We start from the raw sequence: 21,213 nt of genomic DNA, 5'->3' as shown, positions 1-21,213 counted from the left end.
GGATTTTTAGTTTGAATGAACTATGATGCATTCCAAATAAAAAGAAAGTGATGGGGATTGAAATGACAAACACTACGATTAGACTGGCGAATGAAAACGATGCAGAAACGTTACAACAGTTAATGTATAAGGCATTCACACCTTTAAGAGAACTTGGAATTGACTGGCCTTCGGTTAATGCTAATTTAGATGCTGTTAAAGAAAATATAGATAAAAATACTACATTTGTCATGACAATTGATGATGAAATTATATCTACGATTACGGTTAGATATCCTTGGGGAAGTGTGAAAAGCATTTCGGGCTATCCTTTTGTCTGGTGGTTTGCGACAAATCCTGAGTATGAAGGGAAAGGCTATGGTAGCCAATTACTTACTTATGTTGAAGAAGCATTTTTGCGAGATACGTTGAAGTCAGCGGCAGTTACTTTAGGTACATCTGCAAGATTACATCCGTGGTTACTTAAAATTTATGAAAAAAGAGGTTATGAAATATACAGCGAACATGAAAATGATGATGGCGATTTAGGTGTGATCATGCGCAAAGTATTGATACCTGAGCGCTTTGACGAAACAATATTAGGCCAACCACCATTTTAAGATAATAATATACACTACAAGCGACCGATATATTGATGCTTGCTCAAATGAATGTTGAGTAGGGATTCATATATCGGTCGTTTTTTTGATTTAACAAAAAGGAAAAATGTATAAGGAATATGCATGACTACAGGCATCAGGGAATTCCCTGATTTTACATTATAATGTGATTCTTTTCACAAAAACGAAATGATTTGGTATACAATACGTGTGAAAGGGTTGGTAAATGTGAATGGGAATATCATTGTTGCACATGGCATGAGGCACGGACGACAGAATCAAGCGTTATTAGCATTTATTTCTGAATTAGTAAAAGATGATATACATCACTATGATATTGCGTTTTTAGAAAGTGAGCATCAGGATTTAGAGACGGTAATGACGACGTTGGTTCAAAGTGGGGTTGACCATTTTAAAATTGTACCATTGCTAATCTTTAGTGCAATGCATTATCTCAAGGATATACCGGATATCGTTCATGAAATGAAACGACGGTATCCAGACATAAAGGTAGAAGTAAGCGAGCCACTTGGCACACATCCTTTAATGAGACGATTAATTGAACAACGTATTTGTGACGCATTAGCAGGTGACGAACAACAAGTTGGAGTTATGATTGTTGCACATGGCAATATTAATGGAAAGTTTACTAAGGCACACGAAGAGTTACAAATATGCGCTCAAAATTTGCAAATTAGCAAGCCGACATATGCGAGAACGCTATATGGAGAGATTAGTTTTACACATGATTTAGAAATCATCTCGAAACGGTATCAAAAATTGATTGTCGTACCTTTATTTTTATATGACGGAAGACTTGTTAACAAAGTGAAGCAGCAAATGAATAACATGGTTATTAATCCAGATATACACATCACACCTTCAATTAACTTCGACCCGATATTAAAACAAATTATTAATGATAGATTAGAAAGTCTTAATGACTCCAATGAAAATATAAAAGCACAAACGAAAATTAAAACCTTTTTGAAATAAATATTATGAAGTAAAGGGGCATATTTTATGGCAAAGCAAAAACTAGTAATGATTGGTAACGGTATGGCGGGCATTCGAACAATCGAAGAAATATTAGAGCGCGCCAACGATTTATATGATATTACGGTAATTGGTAAAGAACCTTATCCAAACTATAACCGCATCATGCTTTCAAATATTTTACAAAATAAAATGACAGTTGAAGAAACAATTATGAATCCATATGAGTGGTATGAGGAACATGGTATCGAGTTAATTACAAATGATTCTGTAATTGAAGTAGATAGAGCAAATCAATCAGTTACTACTGCAAATGGTATTGAAGTATCATACGATAAATTGATTTTTGCGACAGGTTCTAAAGCATTCGTCATTCCAGTTCCAGGTTCGACATTACCGAGTGTAATTGGTTGGAGAACGATTGATGATACTGAACAAATGATGAACATTGCTAAGACTAAAAAGAAAGCAATTGTAATTGGTGGAGGCTTACTAGGTTTAGAGTGTGCACGTGGTTTATTAGATCAAGGTATGGAAGTAACGGTGTTACATTTAGCTGAATGGTTGATGGAAATGCAGCTAGACCGTAAAGCTGGAAATATGCTTAAAGCAGATCTAGAAAAGCAAGGTATGAAGTTTGAAATGCAAGCCAACACAACTGAAATCTTAGGAGAAGATGATGTTGAAGGTGTTAAATTGGCTGATGGACGCGAGATTCCGGCAGACTTAGTTGTTATGGCAGTAGGTATTCGACCATACACAGAAGTAGCCAAAGAATCAGGTCTAGATGTTAATCGTGGTATTGTTGTCAATGATGTGATGCAAACAAGTGATAGCAATGTATATGCAGTTGGTGAATGTGCAGAACATAACGGCAAAGTTTATGGACTCGTTGCACCACTATATGAACAAGGTAAAGTATTAGCTGATCATTTAACAAATAAAGAAACGAACGGATACAAGGGATCAACAACATTTACGTCATTAAAAGTTTCTGGTTGTGACTTGTATAGTGCTGGTCAAATTGTAGAAAATGCAGAAATTAAAGGTATTGAAATATTTAATAGCGTTGATAATAACTATAAAAAAATCTTTTTAAAAGACGGTAATGTAGTTGGTGCAGTACTATATGGTGATATCGATGATGGTTCACGCTTTTATAACATGATGAAAAAAGGTGAATCTACTGAAGACTACACACTGGTATCATTGCTTACTAAAGGTGGAGAAGAGGCATCGCTATCAATTGCTGATATGGCTGATGATGAAACAATTTGTGGTTGTAATGGTGTTGATAAAGGTACTATAGTAAATGCTATTACGGAAAATGGCTTTACAACAGTTGAAGAAGTAACGGCTAAAACAAAAGCGGGGAATTCATGTGGTAAATGTAAACCGCAAATTGCTCAAATATTGCAGCACACCTTAGGAGATGACTTTGTTGCCGCAAAACCTGCTGGTATATGTGGTTGTACTGATTTGACACGCGATCAAATTGTAACGCAAATAAGAGCGAAAGGTTTAAAAACATCTAAAGAAGTTCGACATGTTTTAAACTTTAAAAATAAAGGTGGATGTCCAAAATGTCGACCAGCAATCAACTATTATTTAAACATGGTTTATCCACATGATCATGAAGATGAAAGAGAATCAAGATTTGCTAACGAACGTTACCATGCGAATATTCAAAATGATGGTACATTTTCTGTTATACCTCAAATGCGTGGAGGTGTTACAGATGCAGACCAACTGATTCGTCTAGGAGAAGTGGCTAAGAAATACCATGTACCATTAGTTAAAGTGACAGGTTCACAACGTGTTGGTTTGTATGGAGTTAAAAAAGAAGAATTACCAAATATATGGGAAGACCTAGGTATGCGTTCAGCATCAGCTTATGGTAAGAAAACACGCTCAGTTAAAAGCTGTGTTGGTAAAGAGTTTTGTCGATTTGGTACGCAATACACGACACGACTTGGCATTCGTTTAGAAAAAATATTTGAATACATCGATACACCTCATAAATTCAAAATGGGTGTATCAGGCTGCCCAAGAAGTTGTGTTGAATCAGGTGTTAAAGATTTTGGTATTATCTCAGTTGAAAATGGATTCCAAATCTATATCGGTGGTAATGGTGGTACAGAAGTTGAAAAAGCTGAATTTTTAACAACTGTAGAAACAGAAGATGAAGTAATCAAATTATGTGGTGCTTTGATGCAATATTATCGCGAAACAGGTATATATGCTGAAAGAACAGCGCCATGGTTAAGAAGACTTGGATTTGAAAATGTAAAAGAAGTCTTACTTAACCCAGAAAGACAAAATGAACTATTTGAACGCATTATGGATGCTAAAAAAGCAGTCGAAGCTGAACCTTGGGAAGCAATAACTAGCAATGCGCAAGCACGTAAAATTTTTGAAGTGGAGAAGGTGTAATACATGGAAACAAAAGAAAAAATTAAAGTGACAACTATAGATGAATTAACACCCCTAATTGGAAAAAAGGTTATTGTCAAAGGCAAAGAGGTAGGATTGTTTTTAACAGAAAGTGGCAAAATTCATGCGATTCACAATATCTGTCCACACAAACAAGGACCATTGTCTGAAGGGACAGTGAGTGGAGAATATGTATTTTGCCCGCTCCACGATCAAAAAATTGATTTAAATACAGGTATTGTTCAAGAACCTGATGAAGGTTGTGTAGATGTTTATGAGGTAGAAGTTACAGACGGGAACGTATATATATGTCTGTAGATGAATATGGCAAGGTTTACTTGATAGGTGCGGGCCCAGGTAATCCGAATTATTTGACTAAAAAGGCTGAGCGTTTAATACGTGAAGCGGATGTCATTCTATATGATCGATTAGTGAATCCGTTGATTTTACAATATGCGAATTTGACTACTGAAATTATCGATGTTGGTAAAAAGCCGTATGCAAAACATATTCAGCAAGAAAAAATAAATGACTGTATCGTGGAAGCAGCGCGTCGTTATAACAAGGTTGTTAGACTTAAAGGTGGCGATCCAGCGATATTTGGTCGTGTGCAAGAAGAAGTAGACACACTAAATGAACATCATATTGCGTTTGAAATTGTACCAGGGGTGACATCAGCGAGCGCAGCAGTTGCAACTATGCAGACAGGTTTGACAATGCGTACAGTTGCTAAAAGTGTGACATTTTCTACAGGTCACTTTAAAGATTCAGAAGAAAATGAAGTGGATGTTAATTCCTTAGTGAATGGTGGCACGTTAGCAATTTATATGGGGGTAAAACGTTTAGGGAAAATTATCACACAGATACAACAATACACAGATATTGATTACCCGATAGCGATTGTCTTTCAAGCATCGTGTTTTAACGAGTTTGTTGTTAAGGGGCGTTTAAGTAATATTATTTTAAAATTGCAACACTATTCAATTGAGGCAAAACCAGGGATATGTATTATTGGGGAAGTTGTTGGTTATACTGAAAACACTCCTAAATCATATGATCCTGCGAAGCAATTTTATGTAGTAAGTGGTTCTAAACATGACGCCCTTATGCTCTGTGAACATTTATATGACGAAGGTTATGGCTGTTTGCTAAACCCAAATGATACATCGAATGGCACATATCATTCGTCGCAATATGATTACTATGATGCATTTATTAAGCAGCAAGAAAATGTAACATATATTTCAACCGATCGTGCAGATGCTAATACAGTGTTGTGTCACTAATTTATAAAAAATAAATGAATAAGTAAGGTTTCAACCGAGAGAATATATTCGTGTTGAAGCCTTATTTGTCGTTGTGCCAAATTTGAACGATTTAGATTGGCAATAAGCATGACCATACATGATTGTGTATTATTTCAATGAAATCCCGTTATTGATAGGGAAATTCCTTAAGTAATTAGGTGATTCCCTAATATTTTATGTTTGTGAAAAAATGTACAATCTAATTAAAGCAATAGTCTTGGGCATTTTAAAGTATTTAAAAACACGACATCTACACATCGTATTTTTATACGTAGGAGGATATAAATATGGGAAAATTTGGATTGAATTTCTTTAAACCAACAGAAAAATTTAATGGGAATTGGTCGATCCTAGAAAGTAAAAGTAGAGAATGGGAAAAAATGTACAGAGAACGTTGGAGCCACGATAAAGAAGTAAGAACAACACATGGTGTTAACTGTACAGGCTCATGTTCTTGGAAAGTATTTGTGAAAAATGGTGTTATTACGTGGGAAAATCAACAAACTGACTATCCAAGTTGTGGTCCGGATATGCCTGAATATGAACCGAGAGGATGTCCACGAGGTGCGTCATTCTCTTGGTATGAATACAGTCCACTTCGAATCAAATATCCATATATTCGTGGAAAACTCTGGGATTTATGGACTGAAGCATTAGAAGAAAACAATGGTAATCGCGTTGCTGCATGGGCGTCTATTGTTGAAAATGAAGACAAAGCCAAACAATATAAGCAAGCCCGAGGTATGGGAGGGCACGTGCGTTCAAATTGGAAAGACGTTACAGAGATAATCGCAGCACAATTACTGTATACAATAAAAAAATATGGTCCAGATCGAATCGCAGGATTTACACCTATTCCAGCGATGTCAATGATTAGTTATGCAGCAGGTGCTCGATTCATCAATTTGCTTGGTGGTGAAATGCTTAGTTTTTATGACTGGTATGCAGATTTACCACCTGCCTCTCCACAAATTTGGGGAGAACAAACAGATGTGCCTGAATCAAGTGACTGGTATAACGCCTCATACATTATTATGTGGGGCTCTAATGTACCTTTAACACGTACTCCGGATGCACATTTTATGACGGAAGTCCGCTATAAAGGTACAAAAGTTATTTCAGTAGCACCAGATTACGCAGAAAATGTGAAATTTGCAGATAACTGGCTAGCACCGAATCCTGGTTCAGATGCTGCAATTGCACAAGCAATGACGCATGTTATTTTACAAGAACATTATGTTAATCAACCTAATGAACGCTTTATAAATTACGCCAAACAATATACAGATATGCCGTTTCTTATCATGCTGGATGAAGATGAAAATGGATATAAAGCGGGTCGATTTTTAAGAGCGAGTGACTTAGGTCAAACAACAGAGCAAGGCGAATGGAAGCCAGTTATTCATGATGCAATTAGCGATAGTTTAGTAGTACCTAATGGCACAATGGGTCAACGTTGGGAAGAAGGTAAGAAGTGGAACTTAAAACTAGAAACAGAAGATGGTTCTAAAATTAACCCTACATTATCAATGACAGAAGGTGGATACGAATTAGAAACAATTCAATTCCCATACTTTGATAGTGATGGAGATGGGATATTCAATCGTCCAATTCCAACTCGACAAGTCACTTTAGCAAATGGTGACAAAGTCCGTATTGCTACAATTTTTGACTTAATGGCAAGTCAATATGGCGTGCGTCGTTTTGATCATAAATTAGAATCAAAAGGATACGACGATGCAGAATCAAAATATACACCTGCTTGGCAAGAAGCCATTTCAGGCGTAAAACAAAGTGTTGTCATTCAAGTAGCTAAAGAATTTGCGCAAAACGCTATCGATACTGAAGGGCGTTCAATGATTATCATGGGTGCGGGTATTAACCATTGGTTTAACTCAGATACGATTTATCGTTCAATCTTAAACTTAGTTATGTTATGTGGCTGTCAAGGTGTGAATGGTGGCGGTTGGGCTCACTATGTGGGACAAGAAAAATGTCGCCCGATTGAAGGATGGAGTACTGTCGCATTTGCGAAAGACTGGCAAGGACCACCACGTTTGCAAAACGGAACAAGTTGGTTCTATTTTGCGACAGACCAATGGAAATATGAAGAGTCAAATGTAGATCGTTTAAAATCTCCATTAGCTAAAACAGAGGAGTTAAAGCATCAACATCCAGCTGATTATAATGTTTTAGCAGCTAGACTTGGTTGGTTACCATCATATCCACAATTTAATAAAAATAGTTTGTTGTTTGCAGAAGAAGCTAAAGATGAAGGCATTGAGTCGAATGAGGCAATTTTAAAACGCGCGATAGATGAAGTTAAGTCAAAACAAACGCAATTTGCGATAGAAGATCCGGATTTGAAAAAGAATCATCCGAAATCACTGTTTATATGGCGCTCAAATCTAATCTCAAGTTCTGCAAAAGGTCAAGAATACTTTATGAAGCATTTACTTGGCACAAAATCAGGGTTATTAGCTACACCAAATGAAGATGAAAAGCCAGAAGAAATTACGTGGCGTGAGGAAACAACAGGGAAATTAGATTTAGTCGTTTCTTTAGATTTCAGAATGACAGCAACACCTTTATATTCTGACATTGTATTGCCAGCAGCGACTTGGTATGAGAAGCATGATTTGTCATCTACAGATATGCATCCATATGTACATCCGTTTAATCCAGCTATTGATCCATTATGGGAATCGCGTTCAGACTGGGATATTTATAAAACGTTGGCAAAAGCATTTTCAGAAATGGCAAAAGACTATTTACCTGGAACGTTTAAAGATGTTGTGACAACGCCACTTAGTCATGATACTAAGCAAGAAATTTCAACACCATACGGCGTAGTGAAAGATTGGTCGAAGGGTGAAATTGAAGCGGTACCTGGACGTACAATGCCTAACTTTGCAATTGTAGAACGCGACTACACTAAAATTTACGACAAATATGTCACGCTTGGTCCTGTACTTGAAAAAGGGAAAGTTGGAGCACATGGTGTAAGTTTCGGTGTCAGTGAACAATATGAAGAATTAAAAAGTATGTTAGGTACGTGGAGTGATACAAATGATGATTCTGTGAGAGCGAATCGTCCACGTATTGATACAGCACGTAATGTAGCTGATGCAATACTAAGTATTTCATCTGCTACGAATGGTAAATTATCACAAAAATCTTATGAAGATCTCGAAGAACAAACTGGAATGCCGTTAAAAGATATTTCTAGCGAACGCGCTGCTGAGAAAATTTCGTTTTTAAATATAACTTCACAACCACGAGAAGTAATACCGACAGCAGTATTTCCAGGTTCAAATAAAGAAGGTCGACGATATTCACCATTTACAACGAATATAGAACGTCTAGTACCTTTTAGAACATTAACAGGACGTCAAAGTTATTATGTGGATCACGAAGTTTTCCAACAATTTGGGGAGAGCTTACCAGTATATAAACCGACATTGCCGCCAATGGTATTTGGGAATAGAGATAAGAAAATTAAAGGTGGTACAGATGCGTTAGTACTCAGATACTTAACGCCACATGGTAAATGGAATATACACTCAATGTATCAAGATAATAAGCATATGTTGACACTATTTAGAGGTGGTCCAACGGTTTGGATATCAAATGAAGATGCTGAAAAACACGATATCCAAGATAATGATTGGCTAGAAGTGTATAACCGTAATGGTGTTGTAACGGCAAGAGCAGTTATTTCGCATCGTATGCCTAAAGGTACAATGTTTATGTATCATGCACAAGATAAACATATTCAAACGCCTGGGTCAGAAATTACAGATACACGTGGTGGTTCACACAACGCGCCGACTAGAATCCATTTGAAACCAACACAACTAGTCGGAGGATACGCACAAATTAGTTATCACTTTAATTATTATGGACCAATTGGGAACCAAAGGGATTTATATGTAGCAGTTAGAAAGATGAAGGAGGTTAATTGGCTTGAAGATTAAAGCGCAAGTTGCGATGGTATTAAATTTAGATAAATGCATAGGATGCCATACGTGTAGTGTGACATGTAAAAACACTTGGACAAATCGTCCAGGTGCTGAGTACATGTGGTTCAACAACGTAGAAACGAAGCCAGGTGTAGGGTATCCGAAACGTTGGGAAGACCAAGAACACTACAAAGGTGGTTGGGTACTAAATCGTAAAGGGAAACTTGAATTAAAATCTGGAAGTAGAATTTCAAAAATTGCTTTAGGTAAAATTTTTTATAACCCAGATATGCCATTAATTAAAGATTATTATGAGCCATGGAACTATAATTATGAACATTTAACAACTGCGAAATCAGGGAAGCATTCGCCAGTTGCTAGAGCGTATTCAGAAATTACAGGGGATAACATTGAAATTGAATGGGGACCTAACTGGGAAGATGACTTAGCAGGTGGTCATGTTACAGGTCCAAAAGATCCTAACATCCAAAAAATAGAAGAAGATATTAAATTCCAATTTGACGAAACTTTTATGATGTATTTACCACGTTTATGTGAACATTGCTTGAATCCAAGTTGCGTTGCATCGTGTCCTTCAGGTGCTATGTATAAACGTGATGAAGATGGCATTGTATTAGTTGACCAAGACGCATGTCGTGGATGGCGTTACTGTATGACAGGTTGTCCATATAAGAAAGTTTACTTCAATTGGAAAACGAACAAAGCTGAAAAGTGTACATTCTGTTTCCCGAGAATCGAGGCAGGTATGCCTACGGTATGCTCTGAAACTTGTACAGGACGTATGCGTTACTTAGGTGTTTTATTATATGATGCAGATCGAGTTCATGAAGCAGCTTCAGCAGTAGACGAGAAAGATTTATACGAAAAACAATTAGATATATTCTTAAATCCATTTGACGAAGAAGTCATTGCTCAAGCTGAAAAAGATGGTATTGGTTACGATTGGATTGAAGCTGCACAAAACTCTCCAATTTATAAGTTAGCAATTGAATATAAACTTGCATTTCCGTTACATCCTGAATTTAGAACGATGCCGATGGTTTGGTATTGCCCACCACTTAGCCCAATTATGAGCTATTTTGAAGGTAAAAATACAACTCAAAATCCAGATGCGATTTTCCCAGCCATTGAAGAAATGCGTTTACCAATTGAATACTTAGCTAATATTTTCACTGCAGGAGATACAGAACCAGTAAAAGGAGCCCTACAACGTATGGCAATGATGAGAAGTTATATGAGATCTCAAGTTACTCAACAGCCATTTGACACGTCTCGATTAGAGCGATTAGGTATAACGGAGCGCCAAACTAAAGACATGTATCGTTTATTAGGACTAGCCAAATATGAAGATCGATTTGTTATTCCAACATCACACAAAGAAACCTATTTAGATACGTATCACGCACAAGGTAGTACAGGATACAATTACGGTGGCGAGCATTTTGGAGATAACTGTGAAGGCTGTGGCGTTGCAGTAGGTTCAGGGAAAACTGGTCAAGAAATTTATAATGAGAATTTCTATGGAGGGATTTTCCGTGATTAATTTCGATAATTTTAAAAAATATCAAGAAAGTTTTGGATATATGGCACAACAGTTATGTTTTCCAGAAAAATTAACTTTTCATCCAAAAACTTTTGAAGAAACAATTTCGAAAGATCATCCAGCATATGAAGATTTAGTAGCATTTAGAAATGTAATGATGACATTTTCATTATCAGAAATCAAAGCGATTTATACAGATACATTTGATTTTACGAAAAAAGCACCATTATATATGACGTATAACAAATTTGATACGCAAAAAGAACGTGGGCAAATGTTAGCTAAATTAAAGGTATTATATGAAATGTTTGGACTAGAAATGGTAGATAATGAACTTTCTGATTATCTACCGTTGATGCTTCAATTTTTGCAAGTGGCAGAATGGCGAAATGATCCAAGAGCTGAAGAGAATATTCAATTAATCATTATGATTATTGAGGATGGAACATATGTGATGGCGAATGCACTTGGTGAAGATAACAATCCATATGCCTATGTGATTCAAGCACTTAGAAAAACATTGAAATTATGTTTGACATCACCAAAAGGAGTGAAACATCATGCTTAATCAGTTTTTATGGGTTATATTTCCGTATTTATGTTTAGTTGTCTTTGTCGCAGGTCATATTGCACGTTATCGTTATGATAAATTTTCTTGGACAGCTAAATCTAGTGAACTAATAGAAAGAAAAAGGTTGATGTGGGGAAGTTTATTATTTCACTTAGGTATTATTCCAGTGTTTTTTGGACACGTAGTTGGATTGTTAATACCGAAATCATGGATGGATGCAGTGGGTGTGTCTGAGCATTTATATCATATAGGCGCTGTTTATATTGGGAGCATCTTTGGTATAATTACTTTGGTAGGGATGTTTTTATTAACAGCGAGACGTGTTACTACGAAAAGTATTCGAAGATTAAGTTCAGCGTCGGATATATTTGTAAATTTCTTATTATTACTTATCGTATTTATGGGATGTTATGCAACATTAGTAACAAATATACAACATCCAGATTTTAACTACAGAACTTCATTATCAATTTGGTTTAGACAATTATTTATGTTAAAACCAGATGCGTCATTGATGAGTGGTGTACCGATTGCATTTAAAATGCATATATTGTTAGGTTTCACTATTATGGCTTGTTGGCCATTTACACGTTTGGTGCATGTTTGGAGTGTACCTTTGACATATATAAATCGCAGATATATTATTTACCGTAAGAATAAAGTGTAAGCATAAGAGGTGAAAGGATTTGACACCAGAAGCAATAATTGAAGATCGTAGATTTCAAGAGACATTAGATAAAATACGCAAAGAAGAGGGTTATGATTTTGCGGCAATCGCTTTCTATGAATCTAACAAACCATCATCTCCAATAAAATGGCACTATGTTTCAGGTAATAAAAATAATCGATTTAAATTGATTATTCTAAGAAAAGGTCGTGGATTAGCTGGAACTGTAATGAAAACAGGAAAGCGTATGGTAATAGCCAATGTTGGTTTAGCTTTAGGGCCTGAAGAAAAGATTGACTATCCAATTTTATTGAGCGAATCATTAACAGCAGTTTTAGCAGTGCCGCTTTGGTATAAGAATCAAGTGTATGGCGTACTATTATTTGGTCAAAGAGATGGTCGTCCTTTACCAAAAATATTTGATAATGATGATATTCAACGTAAGTTTGGTATTTTCAATGATGATAAATAATGAGATGAATTAGGGTGTAAGTCATGATTAATGAGGACAGTATACAGTTAGATACTTTATTGAAAAAATATTATGAGCATTCAATCGAAAAGATAGTTTTTGCTGATGATAACGGTAAAATTATTGCAATGAATGATGCTGCTAAAGATATATTATCTGAAGAAGATAATTACAGTGCTGTGGCGAATGCGATTTGTCACAGATGTGAAGGGTATACAAATGCCTATGATGTACAATCATGTAAAGACTGTTTCTTAGAATCGATGCAAGTACAAGCTACGAATTTCCAAGTATTTATGAAGACGAAAGATCAAAAAGTGATGCCATTTACAGCAACATATCAGTTGATTGATCAAGACAGGGGAATTCATGCATTTACGCTTCAAAATGTTTCATCACAAATTGAACAGCAAGAGAAATTACATCAACAACGTATGATGCGTAAAACAATCTCAGCCCAAGAAAATGAAAGAAAGCGAATTTCAAGAGAGTTACATGATAGTGTGATTCAAGAAATGCTCAATGTAGATGTTCAATTGAGATTATTAAAATATCAAGAAGATACAACTAAGCTTTTGGAAGACGCAGAAAATATTGAATATATTGTCGCTAAATTAATTGATGATATACGTAATATGTCGGTTGAATTAAGACCCGCTTCTTTGGATGATCTAGGCCTTGAAGCAGCTTTTAAATCATATTTTAAACAGTTTGAAGAAAATTATGGAATAAAAATCATATATACATCAAATATTAAAAATACCCGCTTTGATAGTGATATTGAAACGGTTGTTTATCGAGTAGTGCAAGAAGCTATTCTAAATGCGTTGAAATACGCTGATGTAAATGAAATAAATGTAGGTATCCGTCAAACTGGGCGCCATTTGGTAGCAGAAGTGATAGATGCGGGAAATGGTTTTGATCCAAGTTCTAAGCCTAAAGGTTCTGGACTCGGTTTATATGGAATGAATGAGCGAGCTGAGTTAGTCAGCGGTAGCGTCAATATTGAAACGAAAATTGGTGAGGGTACCAATGTTACATTGAACATTCCAATTTGAAACATACATTGGGGGAATAAAATTGAAAATAGTCATTGCCGATGATCACGCTGTTGTCCGTACGGGGTTCTCTATGATTTTAAATTATCAAAATGATATGGAAGTTGTTGCAACGGCTGCAGATGGCGTCGAAGCTTACCAAAAAGTAATGGAATATAAACCTGATGTGTTACTAATGGATTTAAGTATGCCACCAGGTGAGTCAGGTCTTATCGCTACGAGTAAAATTGCTGACAGTTTTCCTGAAACTAAAATACTAATACTAACAATGTTTGATGATGAGGAGTATTTGTTCCATGTGTTGCGTAATGGTGCGAAAGGTTACATATTGAAAAATGCACCTGATGAACAATTATTGTTAGCTATTCGAACTGTATATAAAGGTGAAACATATGTAGATATGAAACTTACAACATCTTTAGTGAATGAATTTGTATCTAATTCAAATCAGGACACTGCAAACACATCAGATCCTTTTAAAATCTTATCAAAACGAGAACTAGAAATATTGCCACTTATTGCCAAAGGTTACGGGAATAAAGAAATTGCAGAGAAATTATTTGTATCTGTGAAAACAGTAGAAGCACATAAGACGCATATTATGACAAAGCTTGGCTTAAAGAGTAAACCTGAGCTAGTTGAATATGCATTGAAAAAGAAATTATTAGAGTTTTAGAGCTTGAAATTAATATAATTCAGTATAAAAGCGCGAGAGGAAATGATTATCTTCTGGCGCTTTTGTATGTTTCGAAATATATTTTTTTATAAATCGAATGGAACTTAATCCTTCTCCTTTCGGTAACCTATACTAATTCGCTTTGCAAAGGTATAACTTTTAATATAGTTATTGATTTAGAGAATAAATGATTAGTTTTCTACTTTGAACAAGTATTTTAGTTGGTGTATTCAGTGTTGTAGCATCTGTATGAGGATTAAAAATTGTCGCTCTTATTCACATTGCTCAAAAAATAATTAACAGCCTCTGAAATGTATGATGCTAAATTTTGATTATCATATGAATTAAAGTAATCTTTGAAACGCGTATCATCTTCATATGTTTTGGCAATACAGCATAATGTTTCATCATCAAAATCAGCGATAATGTTCATAAATGCCTTCCACTCAAATACGAGATCACTACAATTTTGGATTGGATAATGACTCAAAGACATATGATTAAATTTATTGAAGATAGTTGTCAATTTATGTCTGATATCCTGTGATTGTAAGCTGTCTTTACGTCTAATAAATGATTGATATGCTTTCGTATGACCATATTTTATAGATGCTTCTTTATCATATTGTGACTGTAGTGTCTTGTTTAAAATGCTGGTATCAATTAGAGAGTGTCCTTTAATAAATTCACATACAGAGAGTCTAATTAATTGTAAGTCAGAAATCTTTTTATCTAACTTGCTTACTTGCTCTGATAATAACTTTCGCAATTGTTCATTATCATATGAAATGTATTGTTTTATTTTAGCGATATCAAAATCAAAAGACTTGAGTATTAAAATCTTTTGTAATTTTTCTAAGTCTTGCTGTTTATAAACGCGATAATTTTTATCATTTTTATCTGGAACTAATAATCCTATTTCATCGTAATAATGTAAAGTTCTTTTAGTTACACCTGTAATTTCAATAATATCTTTTAAAGTGTATGTGTATGCCAAAATTCAGTCACCTCATTTATTATTTTTTGTGCTGGAAGTGTTGTGGCAACTTCAATAGGTATGTTTGTTTTTTGTAAAAAGTATTTCACCAAGTGATAGCCACATGCATACCCGGCAGCATGAGATAAGCCAACGATAGGCCTACCTTGAAGTTTATTAATTTCATCACCATAGAGATAAGGCATCGATTCAAATATATGTTTTAAATGTAAATGATTATAAATAGTATTTTTAATTTTTACGTTATCACGACTCCAATTAGTATTTGTTACCCACGGTCCAATATGCGCTTTACCATACAATGATTCTACATAGTTTTCAGCTAATCCTTCTGCAATAATCAATTCAATCAAACTTCCTCCATCCCAATCAATATATTGATTGCGCATATTATGATTTACTTCATGTGCAATTAAGCTTTTCATAGAATTAATTGTACTTGTACTCGGCACTAAATAAATCATAATATAACCTGGTATGCCACCATCACCACCGCGATTTTTATTTAGATACATAAGTGGTTTTTGGCTATCTCCAAGTAATACTGTGAAATGATAATTAGAAACTTGAGATGAGATACTATAATTTGAAAATTGATCTATAGCAACTTTTAAATATTTTTCGCAATTACTCCAGAAATCATTATTCAGGTATTGTATTGATATTTGGTCAGACATGCGTAAATCTTTGGGTGGAATTTGAAAGGCATTTAAAAAATGATTTGCATTCATTGTCTGTTTGGCATCATTATAAATAGGTATATGTTGTGCTTCAAATTTCTTTTTAAAAGGTACTAATATTTCTTTAGTGAAAATTGAATCACGATCGTTTAATGGTGCCTTGAGTATATTCTTATAGACGGAATCTGATCTAATAATATTGATTTTATACATGATAAACCTCCTTATGTTGTCAGCATAAAGGGTAACGTAACGTGATTTTCAAGCAGTAACTGTAACTAATTGAAAAAATTTAAAGAAAAGTATGTGAGTGTTCCTAAATAATATGATTAAAATGATGGCGAATAAGTGTCTAAAAGTATCTTAAAGGGACATTGTATAGGGTAAATCACTTCATAAATAAGGGAAAATCCTTATGTTCACTTTTTCACAATCATAATAAAATATATATGTAGTCAATACTTTGTCTATATTGAATGTTTTCATATAAATGAAAGCATTTTTAAATAACATTGACCTCTAATATATAGGCAGAGTATTGATATCTATTAAAAAATAAATGATTTTGGTGAAGGTGAAACGTATGTACAAAACAAAAGGTGGCTTTCAACTTACATTACAGACATTAAGTTTAGTGGTTGGGTTTATGGCTTGGAGTATAATTGCGCCATTAATGCCCTTTATTAAACAAGATGTCAATGTTACTGAAGGTCAAATATCAATCATTTTAGCGATACCAGTTATTTTGGGATCGGTGCTCCGTGTGCCATTTGGTTATCTAACAAACATTGTTGGCGCTAAGTGGATATTCTTTACTAGTTTTATCGTATTGTTATTCCCGATATTTTTCTTAAGCCAAGCACAAACACCGGGTATGTTAATGGCGTCAGGGTTTTTCCTTGGTGTAGGTGGTGCAATTTTCTCAGTTGGCGTTACATCAGTTCCTAAATATTTCCCTAAAGAAAAAGTAGGTCTAGCAAATGGTATTTATGGTATGGGGAATATCGGTACAGCAGTTTCTTCATTTTTAGCACCGCCAATTGCGGGTATTATTGGTTGGCAAACAACTGTTAGAAGTTACTTAATTATTATCGCTTTATTTGCATTAATTATGTTTATATTTGGTGATACACAAGAACGTAAAATTAAAGTGCCATTAATGGCACAAATGAAAACATTATCTAAAAACTACAAATTATATTACTTGAGTTATTGGTATTTCATTACTTTTGGTGCTTTTGTAGCATTTGGTATTTTCTTACCTAACTACTTAGTAAATCATTTTGGAATTGACAAAGTAGATGCTGGTATTCGATCAGGTGTATTCATTGCGCTGGCAACATTCTTAAGACCAATAGGTGGCATTTTAGGTGATAAATTTAATGCAGTTAAAGTATTGATGATTGATTTTGTTGTTATGATTATCGGTGCCATTATTTTAGGTATTTCAGACCATATCGCATTATTCACTGTAGGTTGTTTAACAATAAGTATTTGTGCAGGTATTGGTAACGGCTTAATCTTCAAATTAGTACCATCATACTTCTCAAATGAAGCGGGATCCGCAAATGGTATCGTATCAATGATGGGTGGTTTAGGAGGATTTTTCCCACCACTAGTAATCACATACGTAGCTAATTTAACAGGATCAAGTCATTTAGCATTTATTTTCTTAGCGGTATTTGGATGTATTGCATTATTTACCATGCGTCATTTATACCAAAAAGAATATGGCTCATTGAAAAACGGTTGATATGTAATACATGACATTCATTTAGTTAAATACAAAGCCTTAATATCATGCGCAATATTCGTAGCATGACATTAAGGCTTTAGTAGTGTATTCATTTTAAATTTAACTATGAAATTGGAATAGATGTAGATGAAGTAGTTTCATTGCTTGGTTTGATTTTAGGCAAGGTAATAGTTAATAACCCATTTTCAAAACTAGCAGTAATATGTTGCTTATCAACAGCTTCAAAATCAAATTGACGCATTAATGATTCGAAGTTACGCTCATCTAAAATGAGTTGTTCAGATTTGTGTTTTGCGCTTCTAGTAGCTTGAATAGTGAGCGTATTATTATTGAAATCGATACTAATATCTTCTTTATTTACACCTGCTAGTTCAGCTTCTAAGTAATATAATTCGTCTGTTTCATATATATTCGTTACAAATGAAGGTGTTGAAAAGTAATTAAATACTTGTTTACCTAAATCTTTAAATGTATCACTTGGATTACCGTTAAAAAAGTTTTGATTCTCGAATTGATTGAAGTTCAATATCATCACTTCCATTATATAAATTTGTATTACAAAGCCATTATATGAGTAGTATTAAAAAAGATAAAGTAAAAGGGGAGGTAAAAAAGTTATAAATGGGTAGAATTGTGCCTGATAAGGAATCAGGGCAAAAGAACTGAGCATCGAGATTTATACAAGCAATAAAGATAATGAATAAACATAGCGATGCATACTTCTGCCCATCACCTTATGATAGGGAGTTACTTTCTGTCGGAATAGTCAAAATTTTTAGAAACAAAATTCCGCAAATTATTAATTATATCTGATGCTTCTCGTTCTGAAATGTTGAATTCATTAAAGACCTTAACAGAAATTTCAGCAAGAGGGCTTTTTATTGCTTTACCTTGTTCTGTTAGAGAAATTTGTAGGTTTCTTTCATCTTTCTCTTCACGTGTTCGAACAACGTAATCTTTCTTTTCTAATTTCTTTAGTAATGGTGTCAGTGTTCCAGAATCTAAGAATACACGTTCACCTAATTTTTTGATGTTAAGTTTTTCATCATTTTCAATCGCCATTAAAACAATGTAACCAGTATAGGTTAAATCATATTCCTTAAGATAGTTTGTGTATTTTTTAATTATTTCTTTTGAAGAAACATAAAATAAAAAACACAACTGTTTGCTAAGATAGCTGTTTTCTACATACATCCAATCACTCCTTGTTAAAATAAACAATATTATGAAGTGTAATAGTTGTCAAGTACTGATTTCATCGCAATTATTGAATTGTCTATAATTGAATTTAAATGTTAAATAATGCAAAACATATCGATATCTTAGTATTTTCATCGGTAATGACTGATATGACTGATTTTTTAAATTGAAAAAAATGTAATTGTATCATCCTTAATTGTTAAAAGTAGTCAATTATTTTGATAGATAGTAAAATGAAATTTGTTATTAAATTTTTTAAAAGCATCGTGTATGTAATTCGATTTCTATAATAATATTGAGAATAAAAAAATTTGTTACAATCTGGTAAAAACTCTTTATTAAATAAATTGATTCGTTCATACTGAACAGATAAGCAAAAAGGAGTTACATAATGAAGAAGAAAAAAAACGCGATTAAAGTTATCATTATATTATTTATTTCATTAATTGTTGCTGTAGCATTTTTCTTTGGTCTGAAAACATATCAAGGCCATAAGAATATTCAACTAATTGACAGTTATTTGGAAGAGAAAAATCTAAAAGATAAAATTAAATCAGAAAAAACAGAGTATAGTGCTAAAAAAGGTCTCTTCTATAAGGAAGTTACGTTTAAAGATGAACCTGGTGTAACTTATGTTGTGCAACCAATCAGTACTAATAAAGGATTATTTGTTGAAGGCTTTGATACAGAGACTAAGAAAAGTTTGAAAACTGCAAAGCATAAATATTTTAATCAAAATTATAAACCATCAAAATAGTGTGACGTATAACTGGTGAAACAGTTTAGTACCTTCAATTTTAATTATTTGAGGTAAACAGTTTTTGTATGGAAATTAGTGATTTTTGACATCTATAAAAGATAAATATTTTAATTTTTTATAGATAATTATCAATTTTCTGATATAATTGAGTGATGTCAGATGAAGGGGAGTTTGTACTATGGCTCTATTCAAGAGAAAAATTAGCCTACCTATGCAAGTTGTTATTGCATTAGTGTTAGGTGTTGTCGTAGGACTTTTATTATATGGACAAGAAAACGTAGCAAATTACATTAAACCATTTGGTGACGTATTTTTAAATTTAATTAAAATGATCGTTATACCAGTTGTATTTTGCTCACTAGCGCTTTCTATTTCGAACGTTGGGGAATCGAAAACTGTAGGGCGTTATGGCTGGAAAACAATTTTATACTTTGAAATTATTACAACAATCGCAATAGGTTTAGGGATTATCTTCGGTAACCTATTTAAACCAGGTGCTGGATTAGACCCAACAAAATTACCTAAAGGTGATATTTCTAAATATCAATCAACTGCACATGCAGCAGAACAATCTACATATGGAAATCATTTTATTGATACCATTGTACATATTATTCCGACAAACTTTTTTGAAGCTTTAAATAAGGGTGAATTATTACCTATTATCTTCTTCGCAGTATTCTTTGGATTAGGATTAGCTGCAGTAGGTAAAAAAGCAGAACCAGTTAAAGAATTTTTAAGCGGATCGCTTGAAGCTGTGTTCTGGATGATTAATAAAATTTTAAAATTAGCACCACTTGGAGTGTTTGCATTCATTTGTACTACAATTATTACATTCGGTGCATCCGCATTATTACCACTATTAAAATTAGTATTAGTTGTTGTCTTTGCAATGGTGTTCTTTGTATTCGCTATATTAGGACTAGTTGCATGGATGTGTGGTATTAATATCATGAATATTATTAGAATCTTGAAAAGTGAATTACTTTTAGCATTTTCTACATCAAGTTCGGAAGCTGTACTTCCTGTAATGATGAAGAAAATGGAAAACTTCGGTTCTCCAAAAGAAATTACTTCTTTTGTTATACCAATTGGTTATACGTTTAACTTAGACGGATCAGCACTTTATCAATCTATTGCAGCATTATTCGTTGCACAGATGTATGGAATGCACTTAACATTATCAGAGCAAATTGTGTTGATGTTAACATTAATGATTACGTCTAAAGGTATGGCGGCAGTACCAGGAACTTCAATCGTTGTTTTATTAACAACATTAGGTGCCATGGGCTTACCGGCACAAGGTTTAGCATTAATTATTGGTGTTGACCGTATCTTAGATATGGTACGTACATGTGTAAACGTTATTGGTAACGCATTATCAACAATCGTTATAGCTAAATGGGAAAACGTATATGACAAAGCAAAAGGTCAAGAATATTTAAAATCAATTTAAAAAATACTATCTGACATTTAAAGCCCCTTACAACCTCTGGTTGTTAGGGGCTTTTATGC

18 protein-coding genes and 1 pseudogene are annotated in these 21,213 nt (G+C 34.1%); 15 read left to right on the top strand and 4 right to left on the bottom strand.

Translation table 11 applies throughout. The features are described from left to right. Window positions 1-62: 62 nt before the first annotated feature. The 12 genes and pseudogenes from JV528_RS03330 (at window position 63) to nreC (ending at window position 14,305) form a co-directional block, all read left to right on the top strand. The gene (locus JV528_RS03330) at window positions 63-599 is read left to right on the top strand and encodes a GNAT family N-acetyltransferase (RefSeq protein ID WP_000185901.1); all 537 of its coding nucleotides are present in this window, start codon (window positions 63-65) and stop codon (window positions 597-599) included. 228 nt (window positions 600-827) lie between these two features. Then, window positions 828-1,560, top strand: a pseudogene (locus tag JV528_RS03325) (sirohydrochlorin chelatase). Window positions 1,561-1,622: 62 nt separating this feature from the next. Then, a complete protein-coding gene (nirB, locus tag JV528_RS03320) occupies window positions 1,623-4,028 on the top strand; it encodes a nitrite reductase large subunit NirB (protein ID WP_204177290.1) in 2,406 nt (801 codons plus the stop codon). A gap of 3 nt (window positions 4,029-4,031) precedes the next feature. Then, complete coding sequence (gene nirD, locus JV528_RS03315) at window positions 4,032-4,346, top strand: nitrite reductase small subunit NirD (RefSeq protein ID WP_000448222.1); 315 nt, start codon at window positions 4,032-4,034, stop codon at window positions 4,344-4,346. Continuing rightward, window positions 4,337-5,314 carry a uroporphyrinogen-III C-methyltransferase gene (gene cobA, locus JV528_RS03310; protein WP_000109708.1) on the top strand — a complete coding sequence of 326 codons (978 nt, stop codon included), beginning with the start codon at window positions 4,337-4,339 and terminating at the stop codon, window positions 5,312-5,314. Before nirD ends, cobA begins: the two co-directional genes overlap by 10 nt. Before the next feature lie 308 nt (window positions 5,315-5,622). Beyond that, window positions 5,623-9,312, top strand: coding sequence for a nitrate reductase subunit alpha (locus tag JV528_RS03305; RefSeq protein ID WP_000514393.1), 3,690 nt, complete (start codon window positions 5,623-5,625; stop codon window positions 9,310-9,312). Continuing rightward, a complete protein-coding gene (gene narH / locus JV528_RS03300) occupies window positions 9,302-10,861 on the top strand; it encodes a nitrate reductase subunit beta (RefSeq protein ID WP_000692645.1) in 1,560 nt (519 codons plus the stop codon). Before JV528_RS03305 ends, narH begins: the two co-directional genes overlap by 11 nt. Beyond that, entirely contained in the window at window positions 10,854-11,429 is a 576-nt protein-coding gene (gene narJ, locus JV528_RS03295; RefSeq protein WP_000606768.1) for a nitrate reductase molybdenum cofactor assembly chaperone, read from the top strand. The genes narH and narJ overlap by 8 nt, the downstream gene beginning before the upstream one ends. Then, complete coding sequence (narI, locus tag JV528_RS03290) at window positions 11,422-12,099, top strand: respiratory nitrate reductase subunit gamma (RefSeq protein WP_000934156.1); 678 nt, start codon at window positions 11,422-11,424, stop codon at window positions 12,097-12,099. The genes narJ and narI overlap by 8 nt, the downstream gene beginning before the upstream one ends. Window positions 12,100-12,118: 19 nt before the next feature. Continuing rightward, window positions 12,119-12,571 carry a nitrate respiration regulation accessory nitrate sensor NreA gene (nreA, locus tag JV528_RS03285; protein ID WP_000186933.1) on the top strand — a complete coding sequence of 151 codons (453 nt, stop codon included), beginning with the start codon at window positions 12,119-12,121 and terminating at the stop codon, window positions 12,569-12,571. Between the two features lie 23 nt (window positions 12,572-12,594). Then, on the top strand, window positions 12,595-13,629 hold the full coding sequence (gene nreB, locus JV528_RS03280) for a nitrate respiration regulation sensor histidine kinase NreB (RefSeq protein ID WP_000606546.1): 1,035 nt from the start codon (window positions 12,595-12,597) through the stop codon (window positions 13,627-13,629). Window positions 13,630-13,651: 22 nt separating this feature from the next. Further along, a complete protein-coding gene (gene nreC, locus JV528_RS03275) occupies window positions 13,652-14,305 on the top strand; it encodes a nitrate respiration regulation response regulator NreC (protein WP_000706314.1) in 654 nt (217 codons plus the stop codon). A gap of 256 nt (window positions 14,306-14,561) precedes the next feature. On the opposite strand, the gene JV528_RS03270 is transcribed toward nreC, so the two are convergent. Both JV528_RS03270 and JV528_RS03265 read right to left on the bottom strand, forming a co-directional pair. After that, on the bottom strand, window positions 14,562-15,302 hold the full coding sequence (locus JV528_RS03270) for a MerR family transcriptional regulator (RefSeq protein WP_204177288.1): 741 nt from the start codon (window positions 15,300-15,302) through the stop codon (window positions 14,562-14,564). Next, window positions 15,281-16,195, bottom strand: a complete 915-nt coding sequence (locus JV528_RS03265; RefSeq protein WP_000276764.1) for a DUF2268 domain-containing putative Zn-dependent protease — start codon at window positions 16,193-16,195, stop codon at window positions 15,281-15,283. The genes JV528_RS03270 and JV528_RS03265 overlap by 22 nt, the downstream gene beginning before the upstream one ends. Before the next feature lie 370 nt (window positions 16,196-16,565). On the opposite strand from JV528_RS03265, the gene JV528_RS03260 reads away from it, so the two are divergent. Further along, window positions 16,566-17,735, top strand: a complete 1,170-nt coding sequence (locus JV528_RS03260; protein WP_204177286.1) for a nitrate/nitrite transporter — start codon at window positions 16,566-16,568, stop codon at window positions 17,733-17,735. 106 nt (window positions 17,736-17,841) lie between these two features. Here JV528_RS03260 and JV528_RS03255 read toward each other — a convergent pair whose 3' ends face one another. Together JV528_RS03255 and JV528_RS03250 are read right to left on the bottom strand one after the other, a co-directional pair. Then, window positions 17,842-18,270, bottom strand: a complete 429-nt coding sequence (locus tag JV528_RS03255) for an Hsp20/alpha crystallin family protein (RefSeq protein ID WP_014532690.1) — start codon at window positions 18,268-18,270, stop codon at window positions 17,842-17,844. Between the two features lie 215 nt (window positions 18,271-18,485). Continuing rightward, on the bottom strand, window positions 18,486-18,932 hold the full coding sequence (locus JV528_RS03250; RefSeq protein ID WP_000289215.1) for a MarR family winged helix-turn-helix transcriptional regulator: 447 nt from the start codon (window positions 18,930-18,932) through the stop codon (window positions 18,486-18,488). A 397-nt stretch (window positions 18,933-19,329) separates the two neighbouring features. Between JV528_RS03250 and JV528_RS03245 the strand changes: the two genes are divergently transcribed. Continuing rightward, on the top strand, window positions 19,330-19,695 hold the full coding sequence (locus tag JV528_RS03245) for a DUF3139 domain-containing protein (RefSeq protein ID WP_000727537.1): 366 nt from the start codon (window positions 19,330-19,332) through the stop codon (window positions 19,693-19,695). A 181-nt stretch (window positions 19,696-19,876) separates the two neighbouring features. Next, window positions 19,877-21,154 (top strand): cation:dicarboxylate symporter family transporter, encoded by a 1,278-nt coding sequence (locus JV528_RS03240; protein ID WP_001173165.1) that lies wholly within the window; start codon window positions 19,877-19,879, stop codon window positions 21,152-21,154. Window positions 21,155-21,213 lie beyond the last annotated feature (59 nt).

This window comes from Staphylococcus sp. GDB20D11A (genome assembly GCF_016893255.1).
Classification (GTDB): Bacteria; Bacillota; Bacilli; order Staphylococcales; family Staphylococcaceae; genus Staphylococcus; species Staphylococcus aureus.
This window is presented reverse-complemented; position numbering and strand designations above follow the sequence as displayed.

Bases quoted from the DNA above. Each gene is read 5' to 3' on its own strand.
- JV528_RS03330 (WP_000185901.1), top strand. From the start codon at position 63: ATGACAAACACTACGATTAGACTGGCGAATGAAAACGATGCAGAAACG.
- nirB (WP_204177290.1), top strand. From the start codon at position 1,623: ATGGCAAAGCAAAAACTAGTAATGATTGGTAACGGTATGGCGGGCATT.
- nirD (WP_000448222.1), top strand. From the start codon at position 4,032: ATGGAAACAAAAGAAAAAATTAAAGTGACAACTATAGATGAATTAACA.
- cobA (WP_000109708.1), top strand. From the start codon at position 4,337: ATGTCTGTAGATGAATATGGCAAGGTTTACTTGATAGGTGCGGGCCCA.
- JV528_RS03305 (WP_000514393.1), top strand. From the start codon at position 5,623: ATGGGAAAATTTGGATTGAATTTCTTTAAACCAACAGAAAAATTTAAT.
- narI (WP_000934156.1), top strand. From the start codon at position 11,422: ATGCTTAATCAGTTTTTATGGGTTATATTTCCGTATTTATGTTTAGTT.
- nreB (WP_000606546.1), top strand. From the start codon at position 12,595: ATGATTAATGAGGACAGTATACAGTTAGATACTTTATTGAAAAAATAT.
- JV528_RS03265 (WP_000276764.1), bottom strand. From the start codon at position 16,195: ATGTATAAAATCAATATTATTAGATCAGATTCCGTCTATAAGAATATA.
- JV528_RS03260 (WP_204177286.1), top strand. From the start codon at position 16,566: ATGTACAAAACAAAAGGTGGCTTTCAACTTACATTACAGACATTAAGT.
- JV528_RS03255 (WP_014532690.1), bottom strand. From the start codon at position 18,270: ATGATATTGAACTTCAATCAATTCGAGAATCAAAACTTTTTTAACGGT.
- JV528_RS03250 (WP_000289215.1), bottom strand. From the start codon at position 18,932: ATGTATGTAGAAAACAGCTATCTTAGCAAACAGTTGTGTTTTTTATTT.
- JV528_RS03245 (WP_000727537.1), top strand. From the start codon at position 19,330: ATGAAGAAGAAAAAAAACGCGATTAAAGTTATCATTATATTATTTATT.
- JV528_RS03240 (WP_001173165.1), top strand. From the start codon at position 19,877: ATGGCTCTATTCAAGAGAAAAATTAGCCTACCTATGCAAGTTGTTATT.